11 protein-coding genes, 1 rRNA gene and 1 other annotated feature are annotated in these 12,778 nt (G+C 42.2%); all 12 genes read left to right on the top strand.

Annotated elements, in window-relative coordinates:
* Window positions 1-90: ribosomal RNA gene (rrf, locus tag ACIQXR_RS19505) — 5S ribosomal RNA — on the top strand; the annotation flags it as partial.
* 261 nt (window positions 91-351) lie between these two features.
* Window positions 352-813 (top strand): CtsR family transcriptional regulator, encoded by a 462-nt coding sequence (locus ACIQXR_RS19500; protein ID WP_402875761.1) that lies wholly within the window; start codon window positions 352-354, stop codon window positions 811-813.
* Window positions 814-834: 21 nt separating this feature from the next.
* Window positions 835-1,386 (top strand): protein-arginine kinase activator protein McsA, encoded by a 552-nt coding sequence (gene mcsA, locus ACIQXR_RS19495; protein WP_402875759.1) that lies wholly within the window; start codon window positions 835-837, stop codon window positions 1,384-1,386.
* Window positions 1,383-2,459 (top strand): protein-arginine kinase McsB, encoded by a 1,077-nt coding sequence (mcsB, locus tag ACIQXR_RS19490; protein ID WP_402875757.1) that lies wholly within the window; start codon window positions 1,383-1,385, stop codon window positions 2,457-2,459. Before mcsA ends, mcsB begins: the two co-directional genes overlap by 4 nt.
* 108 nt (window positions 2,460-2,567) lie before the next feature.
* Window positions 2,568-5,009, top strand: a complete 2,442-nt coding sequence (clpC, locus tag ACIQXR_RS19485; RefSeq protein WP_402875756.1) for an ATP-dependent protease ATP-binding subunit ClpC — start codon at window positions 2,568-2,570, stop codon at window positions 5,007-5,009.
* Window positions 5,010-5,219: 210 nt separating this feature from the next.
* On the top strand, window positions 5,220-6,608 hold the full coding sequence (gene radA, locus ACIQXR_RS19480) for a DNA repair protein RadA (RefSeq protein WP_402875754.1): 1,389 nt from the start codon (window positions 5,220-5,222) through the stop codon (window positions 6,606-6,608).
* Between the two features lie 2 nt (window positions 6,609-6,610).
* A complete protein-coding gene (disA, locus tag ACIQXR_RS19475) occupies window positions 6,611-7,684 on the top strand; it encodes a DNA integrity scanning diadenylate cyclase DisA (RefSeq protein ID WP_402875752.1) in 1,074 nt (357 codons plus the stop codon).
* A gap of 230 nt (window positions 7,685-7,914) precedes the next feature.
* A complete protein-coding gene (locus ACIQXR_RS19470; protein ID WP_402875750.1) occupies window positions 7,915-9,012 on the top strand; it encodes a PIN/TRAM domain-containing protein in 1,098 nt (365 codons plus the stop codon).
* A gap of 21 nt (window positions 9,013-9,033) precedes the next feature.
* The gene (ispD, locus tag ACIQXR_RS19465) at window positions 9,034-9,720 is read left to right on the top strand and encodes a 2-C-methyl-D-erythritol 4-phosphate cytidylyltransferase (protein ID WP_402875748.1); all 687 of its coding nucleotides are present in this window, start codon (window positions 9,034-9,036) and stop codon (window positions 9,718-9,720) included.
* A gap of 17 nt (window positions 9,721-9,737) precedes the next feature.
* Window positions 9,738-10,217 (top strand): 2-C-methyl-D-erythritol 2,4-cyclodiphosphate synthase, encoded by a 480-nt coding sequence (ispF, locus tag ACIQXR_RS19460; RefSeq protein ID WP_402875747.1) that lies wholly within the window; start codon window positions 9,738-9,740, stop codon window positions 10,215-10,217.
* 88 nt (window positions 10,218-10,305) lie between these two features.
* Window positions 10,306-11,757: a glutamate--tRNA ligase gene (gltX, locus tag ACIQXR_RS19455; protein WP_402875745.1), complete on the top strand. Its 1,452-nt coding sequence runs from the start codon at window positions 10,306-10,308 to the stop codon at window positions 11,755-11,757.
* A 48-nt stretch (window positions 11,758-11,805) separates the two neighbouring features.
* Window positions 11,806-12,050, top strand: a binding site (T-box leader).
* A 77-nt stretch (window positions 12,051-12,127) separates the two neighbouring features.
* Window positions 12,128-12,778, top strand: a complete 651-nt coding sequence (gene cysE, locus ACIQXR_RS19450; RefSeq protein ID WP_402875743.1) for a serine O-acetyltransferase — start codon at window positions 12,128-12,130, stop codon at window positions 12,776-12,778.

Genomic DNA, 12,778 nt, shown 5'->3' with positions numbered 1-12,778 from the left:
ACCCGTTCCCATTCCGAACACGGCAGTTAAGCTCTTCAGCGCCGATGGTAGTTGGGGGTTTCCCCCTGTGAGAGTAGGACGCCGCCAAGCCATTTTAAAGGTCAGCCATTAGGCTGGCCTTTTTTTGCGTTCTAAAAGTACGATTAAAGGATTAAGGTGGTTTTGAATATATCCATTAGGGGTAATTATAAAGATATTTTAATTTTACCGTGTGCAATAGGTATGTAACTACATATAATTTGGAGAAAATAGGTAATGCAAAAAGAAGTTAGTGCGTTTTAATTTGCAATATGCATTTTTCCTTGTATAATAATAGTCAAATATAGTCAAAGTCAGATTGGAGGAGGTTGAGTGAGAAACATATCTGATATTATCGAAACTTATTTGAAGCAAGTGCTAGAAATAAGTCAGAAAGATATCCTAGAAATTAAAAGAAGTGAAATAGCAGATAAATTTCAGTGTGTTCCTTCTCAAATCAATTACGTAATTAATACCAGGTTTACAATCGAAAGAGGCTATGTTGTTGAGAGTAAGCGTGGCGGTGGCGGGTATATTCGGATTATGAAGGTGAAATCGCAGGATTACGTGCAACTCATCAACCAGTTATTATCCCTTATTGGTTCCAGAGTGCCTCAATCTATGGCGGAAGGGGTCATCGCTCGGCTGATGAGCGAGGAAGTCATTAATGAAAGGGAAGCTAAAATCATGATGAGTGTCATTGATAGATCCGTCATCTATATAGACCTACCTGATCGTGATGAATTAAGGGCGCGAATTTTATCAGCCATGCTTACAACTTTAAAATATAAATAAACTGGCAGAGGTGATGAATGAATGATTTGTCAAGAATGCCATCAAAGACCTGCGACTCTTCACTTTACCAAAATCATTAATGGAAAAAAGACTGAAGTCATGATTTGTGAGAAATGTGCTCAGGAAAAAGGTGAGATGTTCATGGATGCGGGTGGGCATGGATTTTCAATAAATAATTTGTTAGCAGGATTGTTAAATATCGAGTCGAATATTCAACAGACAAAGGCTAATTCATTTCCTATGACAGAAGAAAAACGCTGTCCTCATTGTCATCGTTCATATAAGGAATTCGTCCATATTGGAAAGTTTGGATGTGCCGAGTGTTATAAAACGTTCAATGATCAGTTAAATCCGATTCTAAAGAGGGTTCATAGCGGAAATACTGCACACATTGGGAAAATCCCAAAAAGAATTGGTGGCGGTATTTACCTTCGAAAACAAATTTCTGACTTAAAAGAGAATTTAAAGGTACACATCGAACAGGAAGAGTTCGAGAAGGCGGCCGAAGTAAGAGATAAGGTTCGTTCCCTTGAAAAAAGGTATGAGGCACAGGAGGGGGGCGATGAATCATGAGTTTGGAGAAATTTATGGAGAACGCTTTGAGTTCCTGGATGAATCATGAAGGTCCAGAAATGGATATTGTATTAAGTTCACGAATTCGTTTAGCCAGAAATTTTAAAGACTTTACCTTTCCTACCGCCTTTTCCAATGAAGAGGCAAAAGAAATCATTGAATTAGTGAAGAAAAGAATTGAAGAGGAAGTTACCCAAGAGATTGGCAAGCTGGAACTTCTGGAAATTGATCAAATGCAGTCACTGGAAAAGAGAGTGCTTGTTGAAAAACATTTGATCAGCCCACATTTAGTGGAAGAATCGGCAAAAGGGGCATGCCTTCTTTCCGAGAATGAAGAAATAAGCATCATGGTTAACGAAGAGGACCATCTCCGAATCCAGTGCTTGATGTCAGGATTGCAACTTAAGGAAACCTTAAGACTCGCAAATGTTCTTGACGATTGGATTGAAGAATCCATAGACTATGCATATGATGAAGAAAGAGGATACTTAACTAGCTGTCCGACTAATGTGGGAACAGGATTGAGGGCCTCAGTCATGATGCATCTCCCGGGTCTTGTACTAACTCAGCAAATGAATCATATTATACCGGCCATTAATCAATTGGGACTGGTGGTTCGCGGGATTTATGGAGAGGGCAGTCAAGCTCTAGGAAACATCTTTCAAATCTCCAACCAGATCACTCTCGGAAAATCCGAGAAGGATATCGTGGAGGATCTAACGAGTGTAGTTCAGCAGATCATTGCCCAGGAAAGGTCAGCCAGAGATGCATTAGTGAAGACCTCTCACATACAATTAGAGGATAGGGTTTTCCGATCCTATGGTATATTATCAAATGCCCGAATCATTGGGACCAAGGAAGCAGCTACCTGTATCTCCGATGTTAGGTTAGGGATAGATATAGGATATATAAAAAACATTTCAAAAAGCATCCTAAATGAGTTAATGATTCTGACTCAGCCAGGCTTTTTACAAAAATACGCAGGTGGACCTTTAAGGACACATGAAAGGGATATCCGTCGAGCAGCTCTTATACGAGAACACTTGGATTTCACAGAATCCTCCTTCTCATAGAAAAGTCAATCGATCATCTGCTATACATGTTAAAGCGAAGCATCTGCAAGATTTTATGCAGAGTCAAAAGCTTTATTCAAAACGAAAATTCTAAAGGAGGAATTCCCTATGATGTTTGGTCGTTTTACTGAAAGAGCCCAGAAAGTATTAGCATTAGCCCAAGAAGAAGCTATCCGGTTAGGTCATAATAATATTGGTACTGAGCACATCCTTTTAGGTTTAGTTCGCGAGGGAGACGGTATTGCAGCCAAAGCATTATACGCTCTCGGATTAGGTGCGGAAAAGATCCAGAAAGAAGTGGAAAACTTAATCGGCCGTGGCCAGGACAAAGCCCAAACGATTCATTATACGCCAAGAGCGAAGAAAGTCATTGAACTATCCATGGATGAAGCAAGGAAATTAGGTCATTCATATGTAGGCACAGAACATGTACTCCTTGGACTTATTCGAGAAGGAGAAGGTGTAGCAGCCCGTGTGTTAAATAACCTTGGCGTCAGTTTAAATAAAGCAAGACAGCAAGTATTACAACTATTAGGTAGCAATGAGTCAGGTGGACATCAAGGTTCAACCGCCTCTAATGCAAGCACTCCAACCCTTGATAGTCTTGCTCGTGATTTAACGGCCATCGCTCGTGAAGACAGCTTGGACCCTGTCATTGGTAGAGGCAAGGAAATTCAGCGTGTCATCGAAGTGTTGAGCAGACGCACGAAGAATAACCCTGTATTAATTGGTGAGCCAGGGGTGGGTAAAACTGCTATTGCTGAAGGCCTAGCACAGCAAATCATCAATAATGAGGTTCCTGAAATCCTACGTGATAAACGTGTCATGACACTTGATATGGGGACGGTCGTAGCGGGGACGAAATACCGTGGTGAATTCGAGGATCGATTAAAGAAAGTGATGGACGAAATCCGTCAAGCAGGAAATATCATCTTGTTTATTGATGAATTGCATACATTGATTGGTGCTGGTGGGGCGGAAGGTGCCATCGATGCATCTAATATCCTTAAGCCATCATTGGCCCGTGGTGAACTGCAATGTATCGGTGCAACCACATTGGATGAGTACCGTAAATATATCGAAAAGGATGCTGCACTCGAACGCCGCTTCCAACCCATCCAAGTGGATGAACCAACAACAGAAGAGTCCATTCAAATTCTTAAAGGGTTACGTGACCGGTATGAAGCCCATCACCGTGTATCAATCACTGATGAGGCTATCGATGCGGCTGTTAAGTTATCTGATCGATATATTTCCGACCGTTTCCTTCCGGATAAAGCAATCGATTTAATTGATGAAGCAGGTTCGAAAGTCCGGTTGCGTTCATATACTACACCTCCAAACTTAAAAGAACTTGAAGTGAAATTAGATGAAGTCCGGAAAGAAAAGGACGCTTCCGTTCAAAGCCAGGAGTTTGAAAAAGCTGCATCGCTTCGTGATACGGAGCAACGCTTAAGAGAACAATTGGAAGAAACAAAGAAAACGTGGAAAGAGAAACAAGGGCAAGAAAATAGTGAAGTGACGGTGGAAGACATCGCACATGTCGTATCCAGCTGGACTGGAGTCCCGGTTACTAAATTGGCACAAACGGAGTCAGATAAACTTCTAAATATGGAATCTATTCTCCATGATCGTGTAATTGGTCAGGAAGAGGCTGTTATAGCCGTTTCCAAAGCAGTACGACGTGCAAGAGCGGGGCTGAAGGATCCTAAACGTCCAATCGGCTCATTCATCTTCCTAGGGCCAACAGGAGTCGGTAAAACGGAACTTGGTCGTGCATTGGCTGAATCCATGTTCGGTGATGAAGATGCCATGATCCGTATCGACATGTCGGAATATATGGAGAAACATTCAACTTCACGCCTAGTTGGTTCTCCTCCAGGCTATGTGGGATATGAGGAGGGCGGACAACTGACTGAAAAAGTACGTAGAAAGCCATACTCCGTCGTTCTACTTGATGAAATTGAAAAGGCACATCCAGATGTATTCAACATTCTTCTACAGGTCCTTGAAGACGGAAGATTGACGGATTCAAAAGGCCGTACTGTGGATTTCAGGAACACGATTCTGATTATGACATCGAATGTCGGAGCTTCTGCATTGAAGACTGATAAGTATGTAGGCTTCAATATTCAGGACACTGGTCAAGACTACAAAAATATGAAAGGGAAAGTGATGGAAGAATTAAAACGTGCCTTCCGTCCAGAATTCCTGAATCGTATTGATGAGACGATCGTCTTCCATTCATTAGAAAAGGATCATTTGAAACAAATCGTTACGTTGATGTCCAATCAGCTCATCTCCCGTTTGAAGGAACAGGAAATTTTCTTAGAGCTTACAGATGCAGCTAGAGAAAAAGTAGCATCTGAAGGATATGATCCGGAATATGGGGCACGTCCAATTCGCAGGGCACTACAAAAACATGTCGAAGATTACCTATCTGAAGAACTGCTCAAAGGAAATGTGCAAAAAGGGCAAACGGTCGTGATGGATGTCGTGGACAATAAATTTGCGATCAGAAATGGCGATCCCGTCAACATAAGTGAATAAAGTCATTCTTTAACTTCGAGGTACACTCAGATTTCTCAGCAGTGTACCTCTGTTTTTATTCATGACGAAATTGTACCTAGAGGAACTACTCTATAAGATGAATCGAATAGAGAGTAAAAATAAATTTCTTAATAACTTTAAATAAGAAGGATTAAATAAAACCAATATATAATATCTTTTACATGAGTATTATGAGAAAGAGGAGTTACTATGGCAGCAAAAAAGAAAACGAAATTCATGTGTCAATCTTGTGGGTATGAGTCAGCAAAATGGATGGGAAAATGCCCTGGATGCGGGGAATGGAACAAGATGGTTGAAGAGACGGAGATTGTTAAGCCAGCTCGAAAGGGAGCATTTACCCATTCAGAAGTGAGGGGATCTGCAGAGCATGAGAAGGCGACACCCATCACAACCATTCAGTCGGACAAAGAACCACGCATTACGACGGATTTGGCAGAATTGAATCGTGCACTTGGCGGTGGTATTGTCCAAGGATCACTTGTATTGATCGGCGGAGACCCGGGGATAGGCAAATCAACACTCCTTTTGCAAGTGTCTGCACAATTAGCTCATAAACAGAAGAAAGTATTATATATTTCTGGGGAAGAATCCATCAAACAAACGAAGTTAAGAGCGGATCGGTTAGGAGCGATGTCGGAGAACTTATTGGTGTATGCCGAGACCGATATGGACTATATCCAGCAGGCCATCCAAGAGGTAAAGCCAGACCTGGTCATCATTGATTCCATTCAAACCGTGTACCATTCGGAAGTGACTTCAGCCCCGGGAAGCGTTTCCCAAGTGAGGGAATGTACATCTTCTTTAATGCGCATTGCCAAGACCAATGGAATTGCCATTTTTATCGTGGGACATGTTACAAAAGAAGGGGCGATTGCCGGACCTCGTCTGCTTGAACATATGGTGGATACCGTTTTATATTTTGAGGGAGAAAGACACCATACATATCGGATAATCCGTGCAGTCAAGAATCGATTCGGTTCGACAAATGAAATGGGCATTTTTGAGATGAAGGAACATGGTTTGGAAGAAGTGGCGAATCCATCGGAAATCTTCCTTGAGGAGCGTTCCCAAGGTGCTTCAGGATCGACCGTTGTCGCCTCGATGGAGGGGACAAGACCAGTACTTGTCGAAATACAAGCCCTGATATCACCGACTAGTTTCGGAAACCCAAGGAGAATGGCCACTGGAATTGACCATAACCGAGTTTCACTTTTAATGGCAGTTTTAGAAAAGAGAGTCGGTTTGCTCCTGCAAAACCAAGATGCGTACCTAAAAGTCGCGGGGGGCGTTAAATTGGATGAACCAGCCATAGATCTGGCAGTTGCCATTAGTATTGCATCAAGTTTCCGTGACAAGTCCACGAATCCAGCTGATTGCATTATTGGTGAAGTGGGGTTGACGGGGGAAGTTAGAAGGGTCTCCCGGATTGAACAACGAGTTCAGGAGGCAGCGAAGCTCGGATTTGAACGGGTCATCATCCCAGCCAATAATATAGGTGGCTGGACTGCTCCAAAAGGCATCAAAATCATTGGGGTTTCATCAGTTTCTGAGGCGCTTCACCATACGCTAGGGGGTTAAGGATGACAGAGAAAAAAGGGTATGAGAAAACAAAGTTGGAGATTTTGCAAATTGTGGCCCCAGGCACACCTCTTCGAGAAGGAATTGAAAATGTATTAAGGGCGAATACGGGTGGATTGATTGTTGTGGGGTACAACGAAAAGGTACGAGCGATTGTGGATGGTGGTTTCCAAATTAACTGTGCCTGTACCCCAAGTACATTATATGAGTTGGCAAAAATGGATGGAGCCATCATTTTGAACGAGAAGGCCGACAAAATCATTTTTGCCAATGCACAATTGGTCCCGGATAATAGTGCGCCATCTACAGAGACCGGCATGAGGCATCGAACAGCGGAAAGGGTAGCGAGGGAGACGAAATCATTAGTGATTGCCATTTCTCAGCGGAGGACTGTTATCACCCTATACCAGGGGAATTTTCGATATGCCCTTAAAGATATAGGAGTCATCCTCGCGAAAGCCAATCTGGCCATCCAGACCCTGGAAAAGTATAAGGTCGTGCTACAGCAGAGCATTTCGGTATTGGGAGCCCTCGAATTCGAGGAAATAGTAACGTACGAGGATCTTTTGCAAGTGTTCCACCGGTACGTGATGGTTCTTCGAATCAAAGCGGAGTTACTGACATACCTCAATGAACTGGGTACAGAAGGTAGGCTGATTCGCCTGCAGATGAATGAGATATTAGCAGATATCGAAACAGAAGGAAAATGGCTTATCAAAGATTACTCGTCCAATAAGGAAGATAATCCGGAGGAAACCATTCTTCGCCTTCAGGAACTTGCCATGCAGGAAAAGCTAGATGAGAGCATCCTGCTGAAGATACTGGGGTACCAGGGTCATATTCATGTAGATGCCCCTGTCCATGCCAGGGGGTACCGAATCCTTCATAAAATCCCCCGATTACCAGGTCTGATCATCGATAATCTAGTGAAACAATTTGATTGCTTTAAAGAAATCAATAAGGCGACGGTTGAGCAACTTGATGAAGTGGAAGGAATTGGGGAAGTTCGTGCGAATAAAATTAGAGAGGGTCTTCGGATATTAAAAAATCAACTTGTCACTAATCGAAGGATGTAAAGCGATCCACCACTTTCTAAATTTTCCTATTTTAGCTTGAAATTGAATAGTGTTTATTTTTGACACCCAAAACCCAGGATGCTAGGCTAAAATTACGATAAAGAGAAGGGACAATATGGATACATCACAGGAGTCCTTCAGGGAATTTCTTGATATATAGTGAAAACGAATTTTCAATGGTTTCATTTTTTTTGGATTGGTCAATAATGAGAAGAGGGAGGTGAAAGGGAATGTTAAAACGCATTATACAGGCATGTTTCTTAATAATTGGTGGGACACTTGGTATGCTACTTATTCCTGAATTATTAAGTGTTGTCCATGCAGATGATATTGCTTTATTAAACAATCCTTATGTTAGTGTACTGTTGGGTGCTATTATCTTTTATCTTATTACTTTTTGGGCAGTAGATCATGTGGTCTATTTTATGAAGTGGTCAGAAGAACAACTGGTTAAGTTTCCAATTACCGATATAATTTTTGGAAGTGTGGGCCTTTTAGTTGGCCTGCTTGCGGCGTTTTTAGTAGGGTCAGCCTTCAGTGCGATTCGAGTCCCCATTTTAAATACAGTCGTGCCTATTATTCTTACGCTTTTATTTGGATACCTTGGATTTCAGGTCGGTTTTAAAAAGCGTGATGAACTGCTGAATCTTTTCTCCAAAAACAATAAGAAAAAAGCCTCTGACGGGGAAATGGCCGAAGAGGATGAGGAAGGCTACAGCAAACGGTTGAAGATCCTCGATACAAGCGTTATCATTGATGGGAGAATTGCGGATATTTGTCAGACCGGCTTCCTCGAAGGAACCATCGTGATACCTCAGTTTGTATTAAATGAGCTTCAACACATTGCGGATTCCTCTGATGCCTTGAAAAGAAACCGGGGTCGAAGGGGCTTGGATATCCTGAATAGGATTCAAAGAGACCTTCCGATTAAAGTGGAGATGTACGAAGGGGATTTCGAAGACATCCAGGAAGTCGATAGTAAATTAGTGAAGCTTGCCAAGATTTCAGGTGGCATGGTGGTCACTAATGATTTCAATTTAAATAAAGTATGCGAGTTCCAAAATGTAGCGGTCCTCAATATAAATGACTTAGCGAACGCCGTAAAACCCGTCGTACTACCCGGGGAAGAAATGAATGTACAGGTGATTAAGGATGGGAAAGAGCAAAATCAAGGTGTTGCCTATTTGGATGATGGGACGATGATCGTTGTCGAAGGCGGACGCGATTATATTGGAAAACGTATTGATGTCCTTGTGACAAGCGTTCTTCAAACATCAGCGGGTCGGATGATCTTTGCTAAACCTAAACTATTAGAAAAAGCATTATAAAGAAGAGTAGGAGAAACCGTTATGTTTTATGAAGTAGTGATACCTGCAGCCGGACAAGGAAAGAGAATGAAGGCCGGCAAGAACAAGCTTTTTATTGAACTATCGGGTACCCCGATCATTGTCTACACCCTTCGTGTCTTTGAAGAGGATCCAAACTGCCGGGGTATTTTCCTTTCGATAAACCCAACAGAAGAGGATTACTTCAAGGAAATGGTGGCTTCCTTCGGATTTAAGAAGGTCAAGAAACTCGTTGAAGGTGGTAAGGAACGTCAACAGAGCGTCCATAATGCATTGAAGTATGTGAGGGAAGAGATAATTCTAGTCCATGACGGGGCACGTCCTTTTATCGCCCAAGAGCAAATTAGTGAATTAACGTCCGCAGCCAGTCTCCATGGTGGAGCCATCATTGCAGTCCCCGTAAAGGATACGATTAAAAAAGCAAATGACAGGTCAGTCACGGAAACAGTGGAACGATCAAGCTTGTGGGCGGTACAGACACCACAAGCTTTTCGTGCATCCATATTAATTAACGCCCATGAAAAAGCGGAAGCGGAGTCGTATTTAGGTACGGATGATTCAAGCTTGCTAGAACGGATCGATGAACAGGTAGTCATTATTGAAGGCAATTATGATAATATTAAGATTACGACTCAGGAAGATTTATATTTTGCGGACGCGATTTTACATAAACAACAACTTGAAAAGTGAAGATAGGGGAGAATGAGATGTTTCGAATTGGCCAGGGATATGACGTACATCAGCTAGTTGAAGGTAGGCCTTTAATAATTGGAGGGATAACAATCCCGCATGAGAAAGGGTTACTTGGGCATTCAGATGCTGATGTATTGCTACATACGGTTGCAGATGCTTGTTTGGGTGCAATTGGTGCAGGTGATATCGGCAAGCATTTTCCGGATACCGATCCGGAATTTAAGGATGCTGATTCCGCTAAGTTATTGCAGTATATTTGGGCAATCGTCAAAAAAGAAGGTTATGAGTTGGGTAATGCAGACTGTACAATTATTGCCCAAAGCCCTAAAATGGCGCCGTATATTGAAGAAATGCGTGTAAGGATAGCAGAGCTTTTAGATGCTTCAGTGGATCAAATCAATGTGAAGGCGACTACGACCGAGAAACTTGGATTCACGGGCAGAAGCGAGGGAATCGCAGCACAGGCTGTTGTCTTGTTGGTTAAAACTAACTGATTGTCGTTTAGGTGGAAACCTTTATTCCCTTGAGGTTAAATGGTAAAATAAAACGAAGAAAAGAGAGACTGGGAGGTCTATATATATCATGAACAGCGATATTCGAGTTCGCTATGCACCAAGTCCGACTGGACATTTACATATAGGAAATGCGAGGACTGCTTTATTTAATTATCTGTATGCACGTCATAATGGTGGAAAATTCATTATCCGCATTGAAGATACTGACAAAAAAAGAAATATAGAGGGCGGAGAAGAAAGCCAACTGAAGTATTTAAAATGGCTTGGAATGGATTGGGATGAAGGCGTTGATATTGGCGGGGAGTTCGCACCGTATCGTCAATCAGAGCGGAACGACATTTATCAAGGGTTGTACCAAGAGCTTCTTGACAAAGGGTTGGCTTATAAATGCTATTGTACGGAAGAAGAGCTTGAAGCAGAACGTGAAGGACAGGTTGAAAGGAACGAAACACCCAAGTATTCTGGTAAGTGTCGTCATTTAACAGCGGAAGATCAAGCAAAACTAGAGGCTGAAGGCAGAAAACCGAGTATTCGATTCGCCGTTCCTTCGGGCAGAGTCCTTACTTTCAAAGATATGGTTAAGGATGATGTTTCATTTGAGACGGATGGCTTTGGCGATTTTGTCATTATCAAAAAAGATGGAATCCCGACGTATAACTTTGCGGTAGCGGTCGATGACCACCTAATGAAGATTTCGCATGTACTTCGCGGTGATGACCATATTTCTAATACACCTAAGCAATTAATGATTTATGAAGCATTCGGGTGGGAGCCTCCTGTGTTCGGACACATGACGTTGATCGTCAATGAAAGCCGGAAAAAATTAAGTAAGCGTGATGAATCAATTATCCAATTCATCGAACAATATGAAGAGTTGGGTTACTTGCCTGAAGCTTTATTCAACTTCATTGCTTTACTTGGATGGTCACCAGGCGGCGAGGAAGAGATCTTCCCTAAGGAAGAGTTCATTAAACTTTTCGAAGCGGACCGTCTATCTAAATCACCGGCCCTATTCGATAAGCAAAAACTCACTTGGATGAATAATCAGTATGTGAAGCAATTGGATGAGGAACGTGCAGTGCAATTGTCCATCCCTCACCTAGTGAAGGCCGGCAAGATTTCTGAAACACGTTCTCCGGAAGAAGAAGAGTGGGTGCGTGGTCTAGTTTCTCTTTATCAAGAACAGATGAGTTATGGGGCGGAAATCGTTGAACTTTCCGAACTATTCTTCAAAGATGATCTTGAATATGAGCCTGAAGCGAAAGAAGTCCTAGCGGAGGAACAAGTACCTGAAGTCATGGAAGCCTTCCTTAAAGAAATAGAAGGGCTTGAGGAATTTAAAGCTGACGAAATCAAGAAATCGATCAAAGCGGTACAAAAAAGCACAGGACATAAGGGTAAAAAGTTATTCATGCCAATCCGTGCGGCGGTGACTGGTCAAACTCATGGTCCTGACCTACCAAAAGCGATTTCCCTACTGGGCAAAGAAAAAATTAAACAACGCATTCTAAGTATTTAATATTAACAATTAGACAAAAATGTAATATAGTAATTAATAATCTTACAAAAGAACGCGTAGATAGGGAGAAGTAAGTAAACGAAGCTTATTAGAGAGAACCATAACCTGCTGAAAATGGTTCAAGCCTCTCGTTTTCCGAAATGCACCCTTGAGTCCTTTGCTGAACTAACCTCTAGTAGGCATAGGCGGAATGTCCTCCGTTACAGGATAAAAGTTGGGAATGGAACAAGTTGGCCTTTGGTCCTGCTATTCATTCCAAACAGAGTGGAACCGCGCTTCAAAGCGTCTCTGTCTATTTGGACAGAGGCGCTTTTTTATATGCTTTAAAATAAGGGATGACTAAAAGGATATAGCATAGGGGGGAATCATCATGTTAAAGATGTTTAAAGAGGATATCGAAGTGGTTTTTGAACAGGATCCTGCAGCGCGTAGCTATTTAGAAGTTATTTTAACGTATGCAGGGTTGCATGCAATATGGAGTCATCGGATGGCTCATGTACTATACAAGAAAAAGTTCTTTTTCCTGGCCAGAAGTGTATCACAAATCAGTCGGTTTTTTACCGGGGTTGAGATTCACCCCGGGGCTACAATAGGTCGTCGTTTCTTCATCGATCATGGGATGGGGATTGTCATTGGTGAGACATGCGAGATTGGTGACAATGTCTCTGTCTTCCAAGGAGTGACACTTGGAGGAACGGGAAAGGAAAAAGGCAAACGTCATCCTACGATAAAAGATAACGTATTGATTGCCACGGGAGCCAAAGTGCTTGGCTCGATTACCGTCGGTGAAAATTCCAAAATTGGTGCAGGCTCGGTCGTTTTAAAGGAAGTGCCCGCTAATTCAACGGTGGTTGGCATTCCTGGAAAAGTCGTCATTCAAGATGGCATAAAAATCAAGAAAGATTTTAATCATTCAGATCTTCCTGATCCAATTGCTGACCGTCTAAAGGAAATGGATAGGGAAATTCATGCTTTGAAAACAGAGTTAGCAAAATGGAAGCAGGAAGAAAGGAGTTTATAA

The sequence above is a fragment of the Peribacillus sp. NPDC097224 genome, from assembly GCF_044761985.1.
Taxonomy (GTDB): domain Bacteria; phylum Bacillota; class Bacilli; order Bacillales; family DSM-1321; genus Peribacillus.
Note: the sequence above shows the minus strand (reverse complement) of the source record. Positions and strands in the feature narration are given on the sequence as shown.

Bases quoted from the DNA above. Each gene is read 5' to 3' on its own strand.
- mcsA (WP_402875759.1), top strand. From the start codon at position 835: ATGATTTGTCAAGAATGCCATCAAAGACCTGCGACTCTTCACTTTACC.
- mcsB (WP_402875757.1), top strand. From the start codon at position 1,383: ATGAGTTTGGAGAAATTTATGGAGAACGCTTTGAGTTCCTGGATGAAT.
- clpC (WP_402875756.1), top strand. From the start codon at position 2,568: ATGATGTTTGGTCGTTTTACTGAAAGAGCCCAGAAAGTATTAGCATTA.
- radA (WP_402875754.1), top strand. From the start codon at position 5,220: ATGGCAGCAAAAAAGAAAACGAAATTCATGTGTCAATCTTGTGGGTAT.
- disA (WP_402875752.1), top strand. From the start codon at position 6,611: ATGACAGAGAAAAAAGGGTATGAGAAAACAAAGTTGGAGATTTTGCAA.
- ACIQXR_RS19470 (WP_402875750.1), top strand. From the start codon at position 7,915: ATGTTAAAACGCATTATACAGGCATGTTTCTTAATAATTGGTGGGACA.
- ispD (WP_402875748.1), top strand. From the start codon at position 9,034: ATGTTTTATGAAGTAGTGATACCTGCAGCCGGACAAGGAAAGAGAATG.
- ispF (WP_402875747.1), top strand. From the start codon at position 9,738: ATGTTTCGAATTGGCCAGGGATATGACGTACATCAGCTAGTTGAAGGT.
- gltX (WP_402875745.1), top strand. From the start codon at position 10,306: ATGAACAGCGATATTCGAGTTCGCTATGCACCAAGTCCGACTGGACAT.
- cysE (WP_402875743.1), top strand. From the start codon at position 12,128: ATGTTAAAGATGTTTAAAGAGGATATCGAAGTGGTTTTTGAACAGGAT.